This window comes from Cupriavidus basilensis, assembly GCF_029335485.1.
GTDB classification, from domain to species: domain Bacteria; phylum Pseudomonadota; class Gammaproteobacteria; order Burkholderiales; family Burkholderiaceae; genus Cupriavidus; species Cupriavidus basilensis_E.
Window position 1 is genome coordinate 1 of record NZ_JARJLM010000328.1, and the last position, 20093, is coordinate 20093.

A 20093-nucleotide genomic window follows, 5' to 3' on the forward strand; every position below is an offset into this window, starting at 1 on the left:
CTCCTTTCCCGCCTCTGGAGCGTTTCCATGCCACATCCGTCCACACGTACCGCCCTGTTGGCCTTCGCCGGCCTGAGCCTCGCCTTCGCCGCCCAGGCCCAGACCAAGTGGGACCTCGCCAACGCCTACCCTGCAACCAACTACCACACCGAGAACATCACCCAGTTCGCCAAGGACGTGGAAGCGGCCACCGGCGGCAAGCTCAAGATCGCGGTGCACGCCAACGCGTCGCTGTTCAAGGCGCCGGAGATCAAGCGCGCGGTGCAAAGCGGCCAGGCCCAGGCCGGCGAGATCCTGCTGGCCAACTACGCCAACGAGAACCCGATCTACGCGCTCGACGGCGTGCCCTTCCTGGCCACCACCTACCCCGAGGCGAGGAAGCTGTACGAGGCTTCCAGGGCCGCCACCGAGAAGCTGCTGGCCGCGCAGGGCATCAAGGTGCTGTTCGTGGTGCCATGGGCACCGCAGGGCATCTACGCGAAGAAGGAGGTTAACTCGGCGGCCGACCTGAAGGGCATCAAGTGGCGTGCGTACAGTCCCGCCACGGCCCGCATCGCCGAGCTGGTGAATGCGCAGCCGGTGCAGATCCAGCAGGCCGAACTGAGCGCGGCCATAGCCACCGGCCTGATCGAGAGCTACATGAGCTCGGCCTCGACCGGCTACGACACCAAGACCTTCGAGCACATCAAGAACTTCTACGACGTGCAGGCCTGGATTCCGAAGAACGCGATCCTGGTGAACATCAAGGCGCTCGATGCGCTGGATGCGCCGACCAGGGACGCGGTGCTGAAGGCTGCCGCCCAGGCCGAGGCACGCGGCTGGAAGGTGGCCGAGGAAAAGAACGCCGAGTACAAGCGCCTGCTGGCCGAGCGCGGCATGAAGATCCACACGCCCTCGGCCACGCTGGACGCCGACATGCGCAAGGTCGGCGCCACCATGCAGGCCGACTGGTTGAAGGCCGCCGGCACCGACGGCCAGGCCATCGTCGACGCCTACAAGAGGCACTGAGCGATGCGGACCCTCCTGAATCGCCTGTACGACGGGGCCGGGGCGCTCGGCGCCTTCTGCGTGTTCCTGATCTTCGTACTGATGATCGCCGCGGGTGTCGGCCGCCAGATGAACTGGCGGGTCAGCGGTGCCAACGACATCGTCGCGTGGCTGTGCGCGGCCGCGGCCTTCTTCGCCATGGCCCATGCCTTCCGCCACGGCGACTTCGTGCGCGTGACGCTGCTGCTGGAGAAGCTGGCCCCGCGCGTGCGGCGCACCCTCGATGCGCTGTGCCTGGTCATCGCCGCCGTCTCCGTGGCCTACCTCACCTGGTGGGCCACCGCCTTCACCTGGGAGAGCTACGAGTACGCCGAGATGGCCACCGGCCTGGTGGTCATCCCCATCTGGATTCCGCAGGCCACCTTCGCGCTGGGCAGCTGGCTGCTGCTCATCGCCATGCTCGACGAACTGGTGGGCGTGCTGCGCGGACAGACACCGAGCTACCAGCGCGCCATCGAGGCGCGCCACGCTGCCGGCGATTTCTCTTCCGACATCTGAGAGGCACACGCAATGGACACTTTGCTCATGGGCGCGCTCCTGGTCGCCATCATGCTGGTGCTGCTCGCTGGCGGCGTGTGGATCGCCATGACCCTGGCCATCGTCGGCTGGGTCGGGCAGGCCTTCTTCACCAACACGCTGCCGGGCAAGAACCTCTTCTCATCCTTCTGGGAAAGCAATGCCAGTTGGGAGCTGGCCGCGCTACCTCTGTTCATCTGGATGGGCGAGATCCTGTTTCGCACCAAGCTCAGCGAGGAGATGTTCGAGGGCCTGCGCCCCTGGCTCAACCGCGTACCCGGACGCCTGATGCACACCACCATCCTCGGGTGCGGGGTGTTCGGCTCGGTGTCGGGCTCATCGGCCGCCACGTGCGCGACCATAGCCAAGGTCGCGCTGCCCGAGCTCAAGCGGCGCGGCTACAACGAGAAGCTGGCGATCGGCTCGCTGGCCACGGCCGGCACGCTGGGCATCCTCATCCCGCCCTCGATCACGATGGTGGTGTACGCAGTGGCGGCGGACGCGTCGATCATCCGCATCTTCCTCGCGGGCTTCCTGCCGGGCCTGCTGCTGATGCTGCTCTTCTCCGGCTACATCGGCTGGTGGAGCCTGCGAAACCCCGACCAGGTGCCGCCGGCCGACCCGCCCACCGGCTTCATGGAGAAGCTGCGGCTCTCGGGCAACCTCATCCCCTGCGCGCTGCTGATCGTCTTCATCGTGTGGGTGCTGGTGGCCGGCTGGGCCACCGCCACCGAATGTGCGGCCTTCGGCGTGCTGGGCTCGCTCGCCATCGCGGCCTGGGGACGCAGCCTGACCTGGCAAAACTTCAAGGATGGGTTGATGGGCGCCACGCGCACCAGTTGCATGATCATGTTCATCCTGGCCGGCGCGGCCTTCCTCACCAAGACCATGGCCTTCACCGGCATTCCGCGCGAGCTGGCCGATTGGGTGGACAGCATGCACCTCTCGCCCTATGCCCTGATTGGCGCGCTGGTGCTGGTGTACCTGGTGCTGGGCACGGCACTGGATGGCATCTCGATGATCGTTCTCACCAGCGCGGTGGTGCTGCCGATGGTGCAGAAGGCCGGCTTCGACCTGGTCTGGTTCGGCATCTTCATCGTGCTGCTCGTGGAGATCGCCGAGGTCACGCCGCCGGTGGGCTTCAACCTGTTCGTGCTGCAGAACATGACGGGCAAGGACAGCAACCTGATCGCCATAGCGGCCATCCCCTTCTTCCTGTGCCTGGTGCTGTGCATCGTGCTGATCACGCTGTTCCCGAGCATCGTGACTTCGTTGCCAGATCTCGTGATGGGCAAGGAGCGGTAGTCATGGCGCCCCATATCTTCGTCGTTTCACTACGGCAGGAGCGATGTCGACCCTGCATGGGATGACGCATGCGCGTGTCTGACACGCATCGCTGAGACGGATGGCTGCGCTTTCGGGGCCAGACAACACACAAACCAAGGTTTCATACATCATGAAAAAGACAACACCTACGTCCTTCAAGCCCCTGGCCGTTTCGGCCGTTGTCACCGCCTTCGTCGCGGGTTGCGGCGGCGAAGGAGATGGGAATAGCACCCTTCCAGTGGTCGCTCCAGTACCAACAACATCGAAGCCCGAAGTACCCGTTGTACCTCTTCCTGCGTTGGGGCCGTTGTTTGAAGAGCAACGAGGCGAAATGCTGAAAGCTCTTTCTTCGCCCATCATCAATTGTTTGCCGCAAATAAATTCTTATTCTGTCGGGACTAATAATGGAGTTAACGCAGATAGCCCGATATTTCATGGTTGCTTCGACTGGCATTCCGCCGTTCACGCTGCATATTCCCTATATTCAATTTACCGGCACACAGGCGATAATACATATTTGCGCGTGGTGGAGGCGGTTGTAAGGCCCGATCTCGTTGAGGCAGAGAAAAAATATATGAACGAGAATGTATATAGTAATCCGTTCGAAAAATTCTATGGCCTTTCATGGTTTCTCGCATTGGCCAGGGAGCGCGAGCTTGCAACAGGTCATACGGATATGCGAGGCCTGGGAAACGAAGTTGCACTAAATCTCCGAAAAAATATTGAGGCTCTGACGCCTCAACAAGCCAGACGAAATGTCCTGAATGACAATTACAACAACCTCTCGTGGGCTCTAATACATCTCGATCTGTGGGGAAAGTTTATTGGTGATGAGGCATTGGTCACCTATGCACAAAAAACAGCGGACGCATACTTACTTGACCCGACACTTGATGAGGGCTGCCCCATTACAAAAGATGCTGGTTTTCCCAGCAATTTTTTCTCGCCCTGCATCATGCGCGTGGCTGCTATCGCAAAAATCTACGGGTCAAAAAAAGTAGATTGGATCAAGGAAAGAGTGCCCGATAATTTTTATGTAGAACCTATCAACGTTCCACCTACTGATTTGTCGCATATCAATGGTGACAATTTTTCTCGCTCTTTTGCTTTATGGTGGATTCACCAGGCCACCAATCAAAAAACAATGCGAGCGAATTCGATTCGTCTTCTGGCAGATCAATTGCAATGGCGAAGCAGATGGGACTACGCATTTGACTACAACTATCTCTCTCATTGGATTGCGCAGTATGCAGTCAGAATGATTGATGCAAGTTACGAGCCCAATTCTCCTGGGGCAGAGGCTGAACTTCCACTTCAGCTTGCATTGGGTGACGCATGGGCTTTTGGAGGCAATGGAAAATTGCCAGATGGAAGCAGCTACGTCGATTTATTGAAGATCGAATTGGAAGGAATGAATTCAAAAAAAATAAGATCAATAAATATTTCCAAATACGATGGTTATCCCACAAATCCTGCAACGCTATCCAATCTCGTTGATAAAAGACTGCCATACGCTCTTGAACTAATTTCGACCTGGCAACGCGAAAACTCAATCGATATTCGCAACCCCTTGCTGATCACTCTGCACACGGGATTCGATGTTAAATTCATAACTCCATCGACGGCGCAGAACGAGGCCAACAGAATGGTGCTGCTGCAAGATCAGAATGCAAAAATGGCCGCCGCCAACGACTGGGCCATTGTTCGCGCGAATCTCAATACGGTCTTGTCCAACCTCAAGGCTGCCGCCCCCAAAACCAAAATCATCGTGGGCACTTATGACAATTCCTATCGCGATTGTCCTTTGGCTGTAGGGCGTGCCGCGACGCATAAGACAGTTTCGGAGTACCTCGAAGGTTCCATCGCGGGCACCAAGGGCTTGAATGACGTTATCAGAGAAGTGGCCAAGAGCAACAACGTCGCAGTTGCAGAAATCTATGGGAAGCTGGGTTCGGGCGATTGGGCGCCAGATTGCAGAACACCGAATGCGCAGGGACAAGCAAAGATCGCCACCGCCTTTAAATCCATGATGTAGCGGCGCCTGGAAAAAGTCCGTCGGAGGGCCGCACTTGTTGGCACGGTGCGGTTCCGCCGGCACGCTCCAGCACATTTGTGCGCAGTCGCGTCCCTGTGCGCTGATGCAACCGCCGGTGACTTACTGCAAGTCGTCGCTGGGCGCGCTCGGAATTTCCGGTGGAGCGCGGCATGACGATCCACAAGCCCTCGGCCACGCTGGATGCCGATATGCGCAAGGTCGGTGCCACCATGCAGGCCGACTGGCTGAAGACCGCCGGCTCCGATGGCCAGGCCATCGTCAACGCCTACAAGAAGCACTGAGCGATGCGAACCTTCCTGAATCGCCTGTACGACGGGGCCGGGGCGCTCGGCGCCTTCTCTGTGTTCCTGATCTTCGTGCTGATGATCGCAGCGGGCGTCGGCCGCCGGATGAACTGGCAGGTCAGCGGTGTCAATGACATTGTCGCCTGGCTGTGCCCGGCTGTGGCCTTCTTCGCCATGGCCCACGCCTTCCGGCACGGCGACTTCGTGCGCGTGACCTTGCTGCTGGACAAGGTGACCGCGCGCATGCGCCGCACCCTCGACACGGTGTGCCTGGTCATCGCGGCCATCTCGGTAGCCTATCTCACCTGGTGGGCCGCCGCCTTCACCTGGGAGAGCTACGAGTACGGCGAGATGGCCACCGGCCTGGTGGCCCTTCCGATCTGGACCCCGCAGGCACGCCGCGTGTTGCTCGGCCTGCCGACCCAACTGCTGCGAGGGCTGGCCCTCACCAGGCCCGCGGACGCGCCCGACGTACCTTCGATGGCCGATGCAATCGATCCTCGGGAGGGGGCCGCCCCGATCACCGGCACCGTGCAGGGCTGGAAGGTGGTGGAAGGCGAGGCGGTGAGCGAAGGCCAGATCGTCGCTGTGATGGAGGCGATGAAGATGGAGATGCAGGTCTGCGCCCATCGCGCCGGCCGCATTGCGCGGAGGACAGCGGCAGGCAACCACGCGACTGCGGGCGCACAGCTCGCCTTCATCGAGTAAGGGGCTCCAAGTGAGCGATTCGCCTTTGCCGCACAGCCGGTAGGAGTCAAGCTGGGTGCGCCGACTTCGCCCAGGCTGGGCGAGGGACAGGCCAGGAGTGCTGTACCGTCGGTCGCGCCATGGGGGGATGACGGCGACCGCATCGCCGGCGCGCTGGCCAGCCACAAGCAGATGGCCGCACAGCGAGGCGGCATCGACAGAGTAACGAGAACGAGGCTACACACATCTGACTGGTTAGACTAGATTCGCCAAACGGGGCCGCAGGCTTGGTGGCGATCCATGAATGGAAGGATGCTGATGAAACTGCTTGTGGTAGAGGGCGAGTCCAAGACTGGCGAGTATCTGCGCCAGGGATTGACTGAAGCGGGCTTTGTGGTCGATCTGGTGGCGAACGGCCTCGACGGCCAGGATCTGGCCATGAACGAACCCTATGACCTCATCATCCTTGACGTGATGCTGCCGGACGTGGACGGGTGGCACATTCTGCAAACGCTACGTGCAGCCGAGAACGCCGTGCCGGTGCTGTTTCTGACCACACGCGACAGCGTGGCAGACCGAGTCAAGGGGTTGGAACCGGGGGCGGACGATTATCTGGTCAAACCATTCACCTTTTTGGAATTGCTGGTGCGGGTGCGCACGCTCTTGCGTCGCGGCACTGCGCAGATGGCGCTGGACCGAATCCAGATTGGGGATCTGGTACTGGACCTTGGGCGCCGCAGGGCTTCTCGTGCGGGCCACCAGATTACGTTGACCAGCAAGGAATTTGCCTTGCTTGAACTCCTCGCCCGCCGTCGGGGTGAAGTCCTGCCGCGATCCCTCATTGCTTCCCAGGTGTGGGACATGAATTTCGACGGCGACGGCAATGTCATCGATGTGGCTGTCCGCCGATTGCGTGCGAAGATCGATGACGATTTCGAAACAAAGCTGATCCAGACGGTCCGGGGCATGGGCTACGTGCTTGAAGAGCCGGAGGACCTGGAGTGAGGTATTGGCTTTCGCTGACGACGCGTCTCACCATATTGTTCTCATTGTCGTCGGCTGGGGTGCTGCTAGGTCTGGGAATACTCATATCGCTGGCCATCGATCGTCACTTTGCCGATGAAGACTACGCCGTCCTTGGGGACAACATTCGCCTGATCCAAAAAATTGCCGCCATGGGGCCGCCAGCATCCGTTTCGGCACGGCTGGGAGAGACACTGGAACATCTCCCCGGGTTCGTTGCACACGTTGGAACTGCAGAGGGAGATAGCCTTCATGCCAGCAACGGATTCGATTTCAGTGCTGCCTTTGCTGCCATGGCGCAGCTTGCGCCAGGCCGCAATACCCAAGACGGGAGGGAGTAGCGGGGCATGCGTGCAGTCGCCCAGGTGTCCGGGGCACACTGGCCCCTTGAGCATCGTAGTCGGCATGGATACGGAACCTCATGCCCACTTTATGCACGCCCTCCGGAGATCTCTGACCTTCTACACCACGCTGGCGGTGCGCGCGAGTGGCATGTTCGGATGGTGGGCCGCCCGGCGCGGACTGGCACCGCTGCGCACTATGGCTTCGCGTGCTCGAGCTGTCACCGCACACAAGCTTGACGAGCGAATGCCAGTCGAGGCGGTACCCGTGGAGATGGCGGATTTGGCCGCGACGCTGAATGCAATGCTGGAGCGCCTGCAGAATGGAAGCGAGAGGGAAAGGGCGTTGCCTGATTATTGCCCCATGAGAATCAATTACGACCTGCACGACCTGCGCGCATTGCACGAGTTGGCCCGCCTGGGAAGCTTCAATCGTGCGGCCGATGCCCTTTCCATCACCCCCTCTGCGCCGAGCAGGCGGGTAGCCAAACTAGAAGCGGCCTTGGGCGGGCGGTCGGTTGAGAGAACCACAAGAAGCATGACTCTGACGCCCTTGGGCGAGTTGCTGCTGGAACGAGTGCGACCCTTGCTTGAGTCGCTCGAGGAGAGCTTGCAGGAAGCGTTTCGGATCGCCTGGGGCCTGGCCGGAAAGGTCACAGTCGGGTGTATGGCGTCCGTGGCTCACTCCCTGTTCTCCGCCGCGGTCGTGGAATTCCATAGAAACGCCCCGGATGTGCAGGTATGCCTGCGGGACGATGCCGGGTCACGTGTCAGGTCGATGGTGCTTGGGAGGGAGATGGAATTTGGCGCCACCACGCTGTGAGAACCCAACGTCGACCTCGTAACGCAACCGGTTGGCACAGACACCTTCATGCTGGTATTGCCGGAAAATCATCCACTGGCGCGGCGCGCGACCTTGCGATGGGACGAGTTGCCGGGGCATCGCGTGCTCGCCTTCAAGCCAGGATTTAATATCTCTTTCGCGACAGCAATATATCTATAGCGCACATTCATCCCCTCGCTTCGGCGGGCCGTGTTCTTTTCAGGGCGTGAGCCCGTTGACAATCCCCACGTGTCCACTGACGATACGGCCGCGAGGCGGGGACGTTCCGCGCTTTCGCAACCTGGTTGCTGCCCACCACGCAGAGTTGCACATTGGAGGACATCGCAATGATCATCGTGGTGCAAGACCATTTCGAGTCGGTCCGTGAGCAGCGCACCTGCAGAAAAGAGCGAAGACCGGTGGCAACGGAATTTGGAGCCGCTGTGGTGCCCTCCATTGAGGGCGAATGGGAACACGCCGCAGCGTCCTGGTCGTTGGTTTGTGCCGGCCCGCTGCGAAAAGCCACCCCGGAATGGGAAGAGATGAAATTCCTCCAACCCTGCCGGAGGTGGCATCGGCTTGCAGCGGTCTCATCACGGGTGATACTCGGAGATGTCGGTCAACCAGCCGACTGAGGAGATCCCGAGATGACAAATGCGGCCGCTCGCGCCGGCCGAGCCTATGCAGCCGGCGAAACCAGCCTGAGCGAATTGCTGGTGATCCGCCGCTCGCTGGCCGACACCGCGCTTGCCGCCCGACTGGCCGCCGTCAATGCGCGCGAGGCCGAGGAGAAACTGCGACTGGACCTGCATCTGCCATCCCGCTTTGATTAGCCGCTGCACGCGGCGCGCCCGGGCAGGACGCGCCGCGCTGCCGTGCTAATGTCCCCCTGGCCAGTCGGCCATGGTGGCACCGCATGCGACCGAACCAACATCCGGTCGCTCCCATCCGATCCGACTAAAGCAACGCCAATGAACATCACATCCACCCTTCTACTCGCTTTCGCCATGTCGACCGACGCCTTCGCGGCAGCCATCGGCAAGGGGGCGACTCTGCACAAGCCACATTTCCGCGAGGCACTCAAGACGGGGCTGATCTTCGGCGTGATCGAAGGCATCACGCCGCTGGTGGGCTGGGCGCTGGGCAAGGCCGCAGCCATCTATGTCACCGAATGGGATCACTGGATTGCCTTTGTGCTGCTCTTCGTCCTAGGCGCACGAATGATCTATGCGGGATTCTCCACACCCGACGCCCCGGAGGAAGAAAAGCCAAACTCTCACTCGTTCTGGGTGCTGGCCATTACGGGCTTCGCCACCAGCATCGATGCCATGGCAGTGGGCGCCGGACTGGCCTTCGTCAATGTCAACATCGTCTCCACGTCAATCACCATCGGCCTGGCCACGATGCTGATGGTGACCATCGGCGTGATGCTGGGGCGGGTAATCGGTGCCAAGGTGGGCAAGCGGGCCGAAGCACTAGGCGGCCTGATCCTAATCGGCATCGGCAGCGTGATCCTGGTAGAGCATCTGGGCTTGGCCGCTTGATATCGCTCCTTTGGCACGCGCTAAGTGCAAACTGGCGTGTTGATGCACCGCGGCGGTAGGCGTCGATCGTGGCATCACGGTGTTGATCCATGCTGGAGCGCCGAACGAATGGATCGGCGGGCTGGCGCAAGGCCAAACGCCGAGCGACGCCGTGCCAGCAATATGCCCATAGCGAGCACGCCGCAGCGTCTTGGTAGTCGAATCGCGCCCGAGGTGGCATCGGCTTGCTGCGGTCTCATCGCGGGTAATATTGGAGATGCCGGTCAACCAGCCGACTGAGGAAATCTCCCAAGATGACAATCACCAAGTCCCTGCGGCTTCAAGCCAACACCCTCGCCGCCACGCTGGACGGCACACCCGGCGCCCTCTTGGCACTCGCGCATGCGGGCTACCGCCAATGGACAAAGGCCCGACATCTGAATTTCCCACCTGCGCGCCGCGAAGAATTGCTGCAGGAGATCCTGCATTTCTGCGCGGACACGCATCTGCTCAAATGCCCGCCCGAAGACGAGTGTCGTCCACAGGCGATCGCGGACATGCTCGACGCCCGCTATCCGCGCTACGCACGGCACAGGGCCTCGTCGCACCGCAAGCGACTTTACAGCTTGCTGTTTGTCTCACCCCCGCTTCCCTGGGAGCGAATGCCGCCTCGCAGAGGCGGTAAGGTGTTGGGAGCTTGGTTTTCAGTATATAAATACTGGCATGGACAGATCTGACCGCCTCTGGCTAACCAATCCCACCTTGGCCTATGCCGACTGGCAAGCCCGCGAGGCCGCCGGCGCGGACCGGCGCCCGTTCTCCGCGCGGTCCATCGTCCAGCACGAGGCGATGTTCGAACGCTTCCGACGGCACCTGCTGGTGGCCGGAGTCACCCTGGCCACCTTCGGCTCCGACCACATCGATGCCTTCTGGCAGGCGCCGGAGGCCAATGGCTACACCGCTGCCACCCGCATGCGATACCTGAAGCTGCTCGACCGGCTGTGCCGCCACCTGGTGGCCATCGGCGTACGACAAGGCAACCCTGCCGAGCAATTGGTACGCGACGGCCAGTGGCCCCAAGACGATCCCCTGCCGATTTTCCTCCTGGAAGACGCCGATGGCCAGCTGCAGGCCCATGTGCAGCCGCACGCCGGCGACGACCTGCCAACGCTGCGCAGCCGGGCCATCGTCGCCTTTTTTCTCGGCACCGGCATCACGGTTGCAGAGGGCCGATCTGCCCAGGTGGCCGACCTGCAGCCCGCAGCCGCGCCGCCCTATCTGCATGTTCCCGCGCACGGCACGCGTGATGCCCGCACCGTGCATCTGGACGCGTTCGCCGTTCCCATCCTTTCGGCCTGGCTCGTACGTCGCGCCACCCTGCCGATCGCCAGCGATCTCTTGTTCTCGCTCAAGGCCGGCGGCACGCCGATTACGGAGATGAGCCTGGGCAAGATTGTGCGCGCCGCGCTGGAAACCATCGCTTTCGAGGCAGACGACATGAGCCCCCGAATCCTGCGCAATACATTCTGCCGGCGCCAGCTGCTCGCTGGCCGCTCGAGCGAGGATGTCAGCAAGTTGATGGGCTTGGCCAGCTCAAGGACCTGCGACCGGATCGCCGCCACGATCGAATAGGCGTCGGCGCAGGATGCGAACCAGTACTGGTCGTCGGTCGTCTTTTTCGAATGCATGGCAACTGGGATGCTCGCCGCCGCGGCCAGCGTCATGATCGGCATCAATCCCTACGCCAGCCTGGCCCTCGCGGCGCTGGTCGGCTTCCTCGTGCTGTCGAGCCAGCGTGCGCGCCGGCTCATCGGCTGGATCTCGACCGCGCTCCACACGCTCATGGGCGCCTATGTCGGCTATGCCTGCGAGTCCTGGTCGCTCGGGATCATCCTGTCGATCCTCGTCTTCCTGGTTTCCTCGGCCCTGCACGACACGGGCAACCAGCACTACGACGACCTGCAGTCGCCCTCTCGCTGAAGACGGACTACCGAATGGATACGCTTTTCCCCTGCTATTTGAACCGCCCCGCCAGCGACTGCGGACAACAATGAACGAACCCACCCGCCGTCGCCACCCCGAAGGATCATCCTTTGCCTAAACATCCTCTTGCCGCGGCTGCCTTGGTCGCAGCAACGCTGCTGCCAGGGCTTGCACACACGTTCAGCTTTGGTTTTCCCGAAGCGACGTCTGCCGTCCTCACCACTTCGACCGATATCGAGGCCGCCTTCTCGCCCGATGCGGGAGCGCACGAATTGGTCCTGAAGGTCATTCACTCGGCCAAACAATCGATCCGCATCTCCGCGTACAGCTTCACCTCCGCCCCATCACGAAAGCGCTGCTGGACGCCCGCCGGCACGGCGTGGATGTGCAGATGGTGGTCGACCAGCGGAACAACCTGGCGGAGGACCGCAGCGGCAAGGCCGCCGCCGCGCTCGGTGTGCCAGTCACCGCGGGCATCCCGGTGCGCACCGTGAGCACGTTTGCGATTCACCACAACAAATTCCTTTGTGTCGACGGCCGCACGGTCGAAACCGGCAGCTTCAACTACAGCGATGCCGCGGCCCGACGAAACAGCGAGAACGTGCTGGTGATCTGGGACCGGCCCGACCTGGCGAGGCGCTACCTGCGCCATTGGCAGAGCCGCTTCAATGCCGGCGTGCCCTACCGCCCGAACTACTAGGAACCGCACGACCATGTACCCGTGCCAGTGCGCGGAGTGCAGCCGGGCGACCCTCCGCCCGCGCGACTCGGACCCGGAAGAGTATGCCGCCGAGGTTCGGCACTCCGCCGCGCTGGGCTATGGCCGCTGCAGGCTGAAGCTGTTGCCACTGCGCCTCCTCCCCGTGCTGTCGATCCGGGAGTGCGACCGGTTCACCCGTGCCGAAGCCGCTGTGATCGCCGAGCGGCGCCGTTGGCTTGCCAACGCAGAAGATAGTGAATGAGCCATCTTGTACACATCCTGGGCCGGCCCTATGCCCTCTCCGACCTGATGGAGAGCGACAACGGCTACAACGCGGTGCTCGAGCGTGCGAAGCGGACCGTTGGCCATGCCGAGTGCGTCCTATCGCTCCGTCGAAGGGGCCGAACGGATGTTGAGGATCGCTTAGCACGCAACCATGTCCTCGGCGTCCGCCCGGCCAGATACTCGTCGCGCGCCACGATAATGTCTCCTTGAGATATGGGCGCATTGCTTGAGGGTACATCGCAGCCTGCGGCGTTTCCACGCCACCATCTCGACGGTTATCTCGGGAGCGCGACGAATATCTGAATGACGCGAAACCCTGAGCGACCAGACTGCTGGACTTCGTGCAGACCGCCTGAGCTGATCCCGTCATACGTTCAATTGGGGAGGGCGTGGCACTCTACCTAGTGGAAGGCCGGAGCAGATCGTGGCAGACAAGGAAAAGACGGACCGGCTGCAGCGCAACCACATCGAAGACACCTTGAGCCGGGTAGCATCCGCACTCGAACAGCAATTGGCCACCATTCAGTAATCTGTCTGAAACGGTCTGGCGCAATGCTATCCCCCATCATTCATCAGGAGGCTGGCCGTGTAGGATCCTCCATCAGCCGTACCAACTCTGCCACGCTGTGAATCCCGAGCTTGTCCATGACTTTGGCACGGTGGGCCTTGACCGTGCGCTCCGTGGTCCCGAGTTGGTACGCGACCTGCTTGTTCAGCAACCCCGCCGACAACAGCTGCGCGACCTCACGCTCCCGCGGACTCAATTGGCTTAGCCGCTCTTCCCGGAGCCGCCGCGCATCGGCAACGGCGCGCTGCCGAACCTCCCGCTCTAATGCCCGCTCGACCGCCACCTGAAGAGCCGATCGTTTGACCGGCTTGGTCAGAAAATCCTCCGCCCCCGCGCGCAGGGCCTGGACGCTCATCGGTATATCGCCATGGCCAGTGAGGAAAACGATGGGCAAAATCATGCCCCGCCGAGCCATTTCAGCCTGCAATTCGAGTCCCGAAATTCCCGGCATGCGGATATCTAGCAACACACATCCAGCCCCGCCAGGCGGTGCGGCGAGGAACGACTCGGCGCACTCATACTCCCTCACGTTATAGCCCATGGTCCGCAGCAACCGCGCCAGCGCGCTGCGAAAACGCGGGTCATCATCGACGAGATGCAGGCAGGGTATCGCGTCACGATCCATGGTCACATCGCCATATGCACGCGGAGCGAGAAACGAAAACGCGCGCCCCCTTCGTCGGGGTTGTCAACCTCCAGCCGCGCACCGTGCCGCTCAACGATTGCCGCGCTGATCGCTAGCCCGACCCCCAGTCCTTCCGGCTTGGTTGTGAAGAAAGGCTCGAAGAGCTGCGCCGGCGGTATGATGGGTAGACCCGGACCGCTGTCCTGGACCGTCACCTCGATCTTTCCCGAAGCCACCTGGGCAGTGCCGATCTCGATCAGTCTGCGCCGCGTCGGCACCTGTCGCAGTGCGTCCAGTGCGTTGAGCACCAGGTTCAGCACCACCTGCTGTACCTGCACGCCATCGGCCAATACAAGTGGCAAGCTCGCCGCGAGCGACAGGCGAAGTTCGGTCTCGCGCAGGCGTAGCTCGGTCTGGAGCATGCGCCCCACCTCGACGATCAACGGATTCAGCGCCACCGGCTCCAGTACCCCAGAGGCATTGGCAATCCACGCTTTCAATCGCGTGAGCACTTCAGCGGCTCGCTGGTCATCCTCACGGATCGCACACAACAATTCCCGCAGTGCCGCATGCGCATCGGCATCATGGGGCTGCGCCAGCAGCAATTCGGCTGTCTCGGCGTGGGCGAGAATCGCGCCAAGGGGCTGGTTGATTTCATGTGCCAGTGCAGCGGACAGCGCCCCCAGCGCAACACCGCGGTTCAGTCGGGCCAAGGTGGCCAGATGCTCGCGTGCGCGAAGTTCCGCCCGGTAACGGCGTCGGCGCTCGATCAGCAGGCTCACGATCGACGCGCTCTGCAGAAGCATCACCGACACGCCGACCAGGACCTGAGTCCGGTACGCTTCCCAAAGTCCCGGCGGCTTGTTCATCACATCGCTTCCGTTGGGCAGCCGTGCCTCGTCGATATGCCAGCGCTGCATGGCGCGCCAATCGAACTGCAGCTTCGTCGGCCACTGCGCCTCGAAGCCGACGACGGCAGGAGGCGTCCCCGCCAATATCCGCTCGATCTGCGATGCCATCTGAGTCGCGATCTCCCGCGGAGAACTCAGGCGCCCACCGACAGCGCCCGTGCCGACGAGCGGCCAGACATCGACGAAAAGCGGCGCATTTGCCACCTCACTGACAAGGCCGACCACCTCCCGGCCCGCGCGAACTTCACCATTCATCGCCACGCCGGGTGCTGCAAAGTAGATTGCGGTGTGAGGTGGCAGCGCAGCCACACGTTCGCGCAATTGCGCCACGGTGAGCCCGCTCAAATCAACCCATCGGGCACGCCGATCGATCATCGCAAGCCCGCGCCGCCAGGACGTGCGCCAAGGGTCCGCATCGAGGGTCTCCACCGCGACGGCCAAGTGCTCGGTGGCAGGCAGCAGCTCGAAAATGAGCTTGACGGTCGACGCCACCCTGTCCTCCAGCAGAATGCCGGAAACACGGGGAGCTTCGGCGAGTGCCTGCATTTCGGCGTCTCCACGTACCGATGTCACCACTGCGGCGCGCGGCCACAGGCGGTCGCGCAGTGCGACCGCGCTCCAAGCAAGCTGGGGGCTGTAGGCCACAACAACATCGTAATGCCGATCAGCGTACTTCTGTAGCAGCCAGTCAGGTACTCCGCCGTCACGTGTCGAACCGTCCGTGCGTTTGGACAGGGTTTCCACGTCCAGCACCAGTTCCGGGTGCCCCTCAAGCAGCGCGAGCCGCAATGTCTCGATGAAGGAGGCGTACCAGGGCGCATAACCACCGGCATAGATCACGGCGAGCACACGTTCCGGCGCCGCTCCAGCCGGCCCGGCCAGAGCGAGGAAAAGAATGATCACAAGGCGACGCAGCAACGCTGTGCGGAGAATCAGCGGCATAGAGCAGAGGACTTTGACAACGTTGGAGTCAACTAATCCACTGTCACGGAAGTACGGTCAATTGTACCAAGGGCCAATAGCATCGCTATCCGGTTACACCCGAAGATCGTCTCCGCTAACAAATCACAGATAACAACGACGGAGACAACAATGCACTGGAAAGCGGTGGTTTCGCTCGCACTCGGCGGCTTGTTGCCAGTGACTGCCTTCAGCGATGGCAGTGCCAGGGAAGCTGCGCAGCCGCAACCGGTGCGGGCTGCGAGGCCGAATATCGTGATGATCCTCGCCGATGATCTGGGTTATAGCGACATTGGCGCCATGGGCGGGGAGATTGACACACCGAACCTGGATGCACTTGCCGCCTCGGGCCGGATCCTGACGAACTACCACACCGGCGCGACCTGCTCGCCCACCCGCGCGATGCTGATGTCGGGAACCGATCATCACCTTGCGGGTCTGGGTTCGATGGCCGAGGTCAATGCCACGGCGATCTCGACCAATACCGCGCCCTGGGGCAAGCAGAACACCTACAACTATGAACACGCACCGGACGGATACGAGGGCTATCTGAACGAGCGCGTACCATCGCTGCCACAATTGCTGAAGGACGGCGGCTATCACACATATATGGCCGGCAAATGGCATCTCGCGAGTACGCCGGCGGACCCGGCAGCCAACGCGGGCCGCCGGACAGTGCTCCGTCCCGCTTCTTTCCCCAACGCGAAGGGATTCGAGCGTTCGTTTGCGCTACTGCAGGGCGCCGGATCGCACTTCGCGCAGGTGCCGGGAAAACCGATCGTCGCCGACCTTGCCTCCAGCTACACCGAGGACGACAAGCCGGTCAGCCTGCCCCCGGACTTCTACGCGTCGAAGAACTATACGGACAAGCTGATCTCGTACATCGACGAGAACCGCCACGACGGCAAACCGTTCTTTGCGTACCTCGCCTTCACCGCGCCGCACTGGCCGCTGCAGGCGCCCGACGCCGACATCGCCAGGTATGGCGGCCGATATGATGAAGGCTACGAAGCCATTCGTGCCCGCCGTATCGCCAAACAGAAAAAGCTTGGGTTGATTCCCGCCGACTTCACTCCGAGCCCCGGCTTGCCTCAGCTTCAGGGCCACCCGCGCTGGGCCGACCTGACGAAGCAGCAGCGCGCCATGGAAGCACGCAAGATGGAAGTGTACGCGGCCATGGTCGAGAACATGGATCGCCACATCGGACGGCTCATCGGCTACTTGAAGCAGCGTGGCATCTACGATGACACGCTGATCGTTTTTGCCTCCGACAATGGCGCCGAGGGTGGACCGAACTTCTTTCCGAACAACCCCAACGTCAACAATGCGCTGGATAACATAGGGCGTCCGCTCTCGAACGTGACGTATGGCGAGCGATGGGCGGAAGTCAGTGCCACGCCGTTTCGGCTTTGGAAGGGCTTCTCGGTCGAAGGCGGGGTGACTGCCCCGTTGATTGTCAGAATGCCGCGCCAGATCCGTTCGAAACCTGCACTGGGCGATCTGACCCACGTCACCGACCTGCTTCCCACCTTCCTCGAACTTGCCGGAATCGACCATAGCAACTCGCATCGCAAAGGACAGTTCGCCTATCCGATCACCGGCAGATCGTTGGTCTCGCGGCTACAGGATCGCGTCTCCAGCGGTCCTCGTTCAAGCGACGCGATACTCGCCGATGAGCTCTTCACGGGCCGCTATGTCATCCAAGGTGACTGGAAGCTGGTGTCGATGCAGCCGCCGTTCGGCGACAACCGATGGCAACTCTTCAATCTGCGTCGCGACCGGGGCGAGACGACCGACTTGAGCGAGGTGCATCCGGAGCGCGCAGCCCGCTTGGCAGCGGAATACGAGGCCTACGCAGCCCGCGTCGGGGTGGTACACACGCCGCTGCAAGAACTGAGAGCCCCGGCGCCATGAAGACAACGACGGTCCTCGCCGTGCTGGTGGCCACCGTGCTCGCGGCCGCCGGCGCCATGGCAATGGTCTCCGATTCCGTACAGGCGCCGCCCACCGACGCACTCGGCAGCGAGCGAGCTTGCCGCGTGTACTCGGGGTTGCCACCGGGCTGGGGAAAGGAAAGATACGCGGGCATGATTCGGGTTGAAGGAGGCCGCGTCACACTCGGCTCCACGGAGGGCTACGCGGAGGAGCGGCCGCTGCGTGAAGCAACCGTCGAGAGCTTCTGGATCGATCGCACCGAAGTCACCAACGCGCAGTTCGCATCGTTTGCGCACAGCACGGGTTACGTCACGGAGGCCGAACGGCGAGGCAGAGGTATCGTCTTTCGGAAGCCGCTGCCCCGGGAAGAAGTTGCCTACGGAAGCTGGTGGCACGAGGTGCAGGGTGCCGACTGGCGTCACCCGGATGGCCCCGGAAGCGACTTGCGCGGGCGAGAAAATGAACCGGTCGTCCAGGTTACCCGCGCGGACGCCGAGGCCTATGCGCAATGGCTGGGGCATCGGTTGCCCACTGAGGCACAGTGGGAGTACGCAGCCAAGGCGCACGGTCGCGGGGAGCGCATCGAACGGGGGCCGCGCTCCCAGACCGGCCGGCCGGGCGCAAATTTCTGGCAAGGCATCTTCCCCTACATCGATACCGCCGAGGATGGCCATGCGGGCCGCGCTCCCGTCGGCTGCTACGCGGCCAATGGCTTTGGCGTGTTCGACTTGATCGGGAACGTCTGGGAGTGGACCGCCGACGACTGGAGTGGTCGAGCGCAATTTCACGGCGCAGGATTCGGCGTCTCCGCGAGCGAGTCCCGTGCTCCTGGACTGATCAAGGGCGGCTCGTTCTTGTGCTCCGCCGACTTCTGCGTCCGATATCGCGCCTCCGCCCGTCAGCCTCAGGAGCCTGACATGCCGACCGCGCATAGCGGCTTTCGGACGGTCATGGCCCACTGACCTGCCATCCGGACACACATGTTCCCGCCAGAGCGCAACCTGGACGTCGCGCCGATATATCACCTCATAAATAAAACTGCGAACTTCCTCCGCATCTGATACAGCCTCGATCAAGGAACCACCATGCAATCATCAACCGTAGTACGCACCAAGCCAGCCGCGGGCGTGGCGCTGACCCTCGGCCTATGCTTTGTCGTCGCGCTACTGGAAGGACTCGACCTGCAATCGATAGGCGTCGCGGCGCCCCGCATGGCACGCGAGTTCGGGCTGTCTGTTAGCCAGATGGGGTTGGCCTTCGGCGCCGGTACATTTGGCCTGTTGCCGGGTGCCATACTTGGCGGACGCCTGGCCGATCGCATTGGTCGCAAACGCGTGCTGATCATGGCCACGGCGCTATTCGGGATCTTTTCTATCGGCACGGCACACGCCTGGGACTTCTGGAGCCTGGTGGCCATTCGCGTGGCCACCGGCATGGGACTGGGCGGCGCAATGCCAAACTTGATCGCGATCTGCTCGGAAGCGGTGCCTGCCCGTCTGCGCAATACCGCTGTCAGCATCATGTACTGTGGCATCCCACTCGGCGGTGCCATTGCGGCGGTAATCGGCATCGTCTCTGCCGGCGAAACGGGATGGCGTCACATTTTCTATGTCGGCGGCTTAGGGCCGCTGCTCGTGGTGCCGATGCTGCTGATGCTGCCAGAGCCGCGGCGCTTCGACGGACCGGAGGGAAATTTCGTCAAGCCGCCTTCCGTGGCCTGGGCGCTGTTCGCTGAACGTCGCGCGGCAGCAACCTGTTGTCTCTGGATCAGCTACTTCTTCACGCTGATTGTGCTTTATTTCCTGCTGAACTGGCTGCCGTCGCTCATGGTGGCGAATGGCTTGACCCGGGCGCAGGCTGGTGTCGTGCAGATCATCTTCAACATCGGTGGCAGTGCCGGTGCCTTGGGCATCGGCATGCTGATGGACCGGGGTCATCCGCGAGCCGTGGTGTCGGGCATGTATGTCGGGATCATCGTCGCTCTCGCCACCATGGCGGCCGCCTCCGGAATGGCGTGGACGGCGTTCGGTGCGTTTCTGGCTGGCCTGTTTGTCACTGGCGCGCAATCCGTGCTGTATGCGCTGGGGGCCGCGTATTACCCGATGGCGGTGCGCGGTACCGGTGTGGGCGCCGCCGTCGCGGTGGGACGGCTTGGTGCGATTGCCGGGCCGATGCTGGCCGGACAACTGCTGGCAATGGGCAAGAACGCAAGCACGATCATCGGCGCCAGCATTCCTATCACCATCATCTCTGCTATTGCCGCATTGCTGTTGCTGCAGCGACCTGCGGAAAGAGACTGACAGCGCCGACATCAACTGGTGTCATCGCTAGATCAGCGGTGTTCCAACGTTCCGTCGATGTGGCGAGGTGCTCGCCACGGCGATCGGAGACGGCTGCATTTGACTACTACTTGACTATTACTTGAGACATCTGCCATGAGCAACTCGTCAGATTTTACGCTTGCCAGTGCCCATACGTGGCAGGGCGCGATCTTCAACGG

General features: G+C 62.0%; 20 protein-coding genes and 3 pseudogenes. 21 read left to right on the forward strand and 2 right to left on the reverse strand.

The window, feature by feature from the left end; all coding sequences use genetic code 11:
- Positions 1-27: 27 nt before the first annotated feature.
- From P3W85_RS19505 to P3W85_RS19585, 18 genes and pseudogenes are all read left to right on the forward strand, one after another.
- Positions 28-1008, forward strand: coding sequence for a TRAP transporter substrate-binding protein (locus P3W85_RS19505; protein ID WP_276266008.1), 981 nt, complete (start codon positions 28-30; stop codon positions 1006-1008).
- 3 nt (positions 1009-1011) lie between these two features.
- Positions 1012-1545, forward strand: a complete 534-nt coding sequence (locus tag P3W85_RS19510) for a TRAP transporter small permease (RefSeq protein ID WP_276266009.1) — start codon at positions 1012-1014, stop codon at positions 1543-1545.
- Positions 1546-1557: 12 nt separating this feature from the next.
- Complete coding sequence (locus P3W85_RS19515) at positions 1558-2868, forward strand: TRAP transporter large permease (RefSeq protein WP_276266010.1); 1311 nt, start codon at positions 1558-1560, stop codon at positions 2866-2868.
- Between the two features lie 151 nt (positions 2869-3019).
- Positions 3020-4924, forward strand: a complete 1905-nt coding sequence (locus tag P3W85_RS19520) for a DUF2891 family protein (RefSeq protein ID WP_276266011.1) — start codon at positions 3020-3022, stop codon at positions 4922-4924.
- A gap of 170 nt (positions 4925-5094) precedes the next feature.
- A complete protein-coding gene (locus P3W85_RS19525; RefSeq protein ID WP_276266012.1) occupies positions 5095-5226 on the forward strand; it encodes a hypothetical protein in 132 nt (43 codons plus the stop codon).
- 3 nt (positions 5227-5229) lie between these two features.
- A complete protein-coding gene (locus tag P3W85_RS19530; protein WP_276266013.1) occupies positions 5230-5937 on the forward strand; it encodes a TRAP transporter small permease subunit in 708 nt (235 codons plus the stop codon).
- Between the two features lie 297 nt (positions 5938-6234).
- Entirely contained in the window at positions 6235-6921 is a 687-nt protein-coding gene (locus tag P3W85_RS19535; protein WP_276266014.1) for a heavy metal response regulator transcription factor, read from the forward strand.
- A pseudogene (locus P3W85_RS45545) lies at positions 6918-7617 on the forward strand (HAMP domain-containing protein); the annotation flags it as partial. The gene P3W85_RS19535 and the pseudogene P3W85_RS45545, both read left to right, overlap by 4 nt.
- The gene (locus tag P3W85_RS19545; protein ID WP_430869577.1) at positions 7597-8103 is read left to right on the forward strand and encodes a LysR family transcriptional regulator; all 507 of its coding nucleotides are present in this window, start codon (positions 7597-7599) and stop codon (positions 8101-8103) included. The pseudogene P3W85_RS45545 and the gene P3W85_RS19545, both read left to right, overlap by 21 nt.
- A 24-nt stretch (positions 8104-8127) precedes the next feature.
- Positions 8128-8283 (forward strand): annotated as a pseudogene (locus P3W85_RS45550) (LysR substrate-binding domain-containing protein); the annotation flags it as partial.
- Positions 8284-8450: 167 nt separating this feature from the next.
- Positions 8451-8738 (forward strand): hypothetical protein, encoded by a 288-nt coding sequence (locus P3W85_RS19550; protein ID WP_276266017.1) that lies wholly within the window; start codon positions 8451-8453, stop codon positions 8736-8738.
- 12 nt (positions 8739-8750) lie between these two features.
- The gene (locus P3W85_RS19555; RefSeq protein ID WP_276266018.1) at positions 8751-8936 is read left to right on the forward strand and encodes a hypothetical protein; all 186 of its coding nucleotides are present in this window, start codon (positions 8751-8753) and stop codon (positions 8934-8936) included.
- 138 nt (positions 8937-9074) lie between these two features.
- On the forward strand, positions 9075-9647 hold the full coding sequence (mntP, locus tag P3W85_RS19560) for a manganese efflux pump MntP (RefSeq protein ID WP_276266019.1): 573 nt from the start codon (positions 9075-9077) through the stop codon (positions 9645-9647).
- A 293-nt stretch (positions 9648-9940) separates the two neighbouring features.
- Positions 9941-10363, forward strand: coding sequence for a hypothetical protein (locus P3W85_RS19565; protein WP_276266020.1), 423 nt, complete (start codon positions 9941-9943; stop codon positions 10361-10363).
- Complete coding sequence (locus P3W85_RS19570; RefSeq protein ID WP_276266021.1) at positions 10350-11258, forward strand: tyrosine-type recombinase/integrase; 909 nt, start codon at positions 10350-10352, stop codon at positions 11256-11258. The genes P3W85_RS19565 and P3W85_RS19570 overlap by 14 nt, the downstream gene beginning before the upstream one ends.
- A gap of 66 nt (positions 11259-11324) precedes the next feature.
- Positions 11325-11606, forward strand: a complete 282-nt coding sequence (locus P3W85_RS19575; RefSeq protein WP_276266022.1) for a hypothetical protein — start codon at positions 11325-11327, stop codon at positions 11604-11606.
- A gap of 113 nt (positions 11607-11719) precedes the next feature.
- Positions 11720-12309: pseudogene (locus P3W85_RS45555) on the forward strand (phospholipase D family protein).
- Between the two features lie 13 nt (positions 12310-12322).
- Complete coding sequence (locus P3W85_RS19585; protein ID WP_276266024.1) at positions 12323-12571, forward strand: hypothetical protein; 249 nt, start codon at positions 12323-12325, stop codon at positions 12569-12571.
- A gap of 595 nt (positions 12572-13166) precedes the next feature.
- Here the strand turns inward: P3W85_RS19585 and P3W85_RS19590 are convergent.
- Together P3W85_RS19590 and P3W85_RS19595 are read right to left on the reverse strand one after the other, a co-directional pair.
- Positions 13167-13787, reverse strand: a complete 621-nt coding sequence (locus P3W85_RS19590) for a response regulator transcription factor (protein WP_276266025.1) — start codon at positions 13785-13787, stop codon at positions 13167-13169.
- Positions 13788-13789: 2 nt separating this feature from the next.
- Positions 13790-15640, reverse strand: a complete 1851-nt coding sequence (locus P3W85_RS19595) for a sensor histidine kinase (RefSeq protein ID WP_276266026.1) — start codon at positions 15638-15640, stop codon at positions 13790-13792.
- A gap of 150 nt (positions 15641-15790) precedes the next feature.
- Between P3W85_RS19595 and P3W85_RS19600 the strand changes: the two genes are divergently transcribed.
- From P3W85_RS19600 to mhpT, 3 genes are all read left to right on the forward strand, one after another.
- Positions 15791-17572, forward strand: coding sequence for an arylsulfatase (locus tag P3W85_RS19600; protein ID WP_276266027.1), 1782 nt, complete (start codon positions 15791-15793; stop codon positions 17570-17572).
- Positions 17569-18555, forward strand: a complete 987-nt coding sequence (locus P3W85_RS19605; protein ID WP_276266028.1) for a formylglycine-generating enzyme family protein — start codon at positions 17569-17571, stop codon at positions 18553-18555. Before P3W85_RS19600 ends, P3W85_RS19605 begins: the two co-directional genes overlap by 4 nt.
- Positions 18556-18678: 123 nt before the next feature.
- Positions 18679-19893 (forward strand): 3-(3-hydroxy-phenyl)propionate transporter MhpT, encoded by a 1215-nt coding sequence (gene mhpT / locus P3W85_RS19610; protein ID WP_276266029.1) that lies wholly within the window; start codon positions 18679-18681, stop codon positions 19891-19893.
- Positions 19894-20093 lie beyond the last annotated feature (200 nt).

Coding starts and splice junctions, on each gene's coding strand:
- P3W85_RS19505 (WP_276266008.1), top strand. CDS start 28: ATGCCACATCCGTCCACACGTACCGCCCTGTTGGCCTTCGCCGGCCTG.
- P3W85_RS19510 (WP_276266009.1), top strand. CDS start 1,012: ATGCGGACCCTCCTGAATCGCCTGTACGACGGGGCCGGGGCGCTCGGC.
- P3W85_RS19515 (WP_276266010.1), top strand. CDS start 1,558: ATGGACACTTTGCTCATGGGCGCGCTCCTGGTCGCCATCATGCTGGTG.
- P3W85_RS19520 (WP_276266011.1), top strand. CDS start 3,020: ATGAAAAAGACAACACCTACGTCCTTCAAGCCCCTGGCCGTTTCGGCC.
- P3W85_RS19525 (WP_276266012.1), top strand. CDS start 5,095: ATGACGATCCACAAGCCCTCGGCCACGCTGGATGCCGATATGCGCAAG.
- P3W85_RS19530 (WP_276266013.1), top strand. CDS start 5,230: ATGCGAACCTTCCTGAATCGCCTGTACGACGGGGCCGGGGCGCTCGGC.
- P3W85_RS19535 (WP_276266014.1), top strand. CDS start 6,235: ATGAAACTGCTTGTGGTAGAGGGCGAGTCCAAGACTGGCGAGTATCTG.
- P3W85_RS19550 (WP_276266017.1), top strand. CDS start 8,451: ATGATCATCGTGGTGCAAGACCATTTCGAGTCGGTCCGTGAGCAGCGC.
- P3W85_RS19555 (WP_276266018.1), top strand. CDS start 8,751: ATGACAAATGCGGCCGCTCGCGCCGGCCGAGCCTATGCAGCCGGCGAA.
- mntP (WP_276266019.1), top strand. CDS start 9,075: ATGAACATCACATCCACCCTTCTACTCGCTTTCGCCATGTCGACCGAC.
- P3W85_RS19565 (WP_276266020.1), top strand. CDS start 9,941: ATGACAATCACCAAGTCCCTGCGGCTTCAAGCCAACACCCTCGCCGCC.
- P3W85_RS19570 (WP_276266021.1), top strand. CDS start 10,350: ATGGACAGATCTGACCGCCTCTGGCTAACCAATCCCACCTTGGCCTAT.
- P3W85_RS19575 (WP_276266022.1), top strand. CDS start 11,325: ATGCTCGCCGCCGCGGCCAGCGTCATGATCGGCATCAATCCCTACGCC.
- P3W85_RS19585 (WP_276266024.1), top strand. CDS start 12,323: ATGTACCCGTGCCAGTGCGCGGAGTGCAGCCGGGCGACCCTCCGCCCG.
- P3W85_RS19590 (WP_276266025.1), bottom strand. CDS start 13,787: ATGGATCGTGACGCGATACCCTGCCTGCATCTCGTCGATGATGACCCG.
- P3W85_RS19595 (WP_276266026.1), bottom strand. CDS start 15,640: ATGCCGCTGATTCTCCGCACAGCGTTGCTGCGTCGCCTTGTGATCATT.
- P3W85_RS19600 (WP_276266027.1), top strand. CDS start 15,791: ATGCACTGGAAAGCGGTGGTTTCGCTCGCACTCGGCGGCTTGTTGCCA.
- P3W85_RS19605 (WP_276266028.1), top strand. CDS start 17,569: ATGAAGACAACGACGGTCCTCGCCGTGCTGGTGGCCACCGTGCTCGCG.
- mhpT (WP_276266029.1), top strand. CDS start 18,679: ATGCAATCATCAACCGTAGTACGCACCAAGCCAGCCGCGGGCGTGGCG.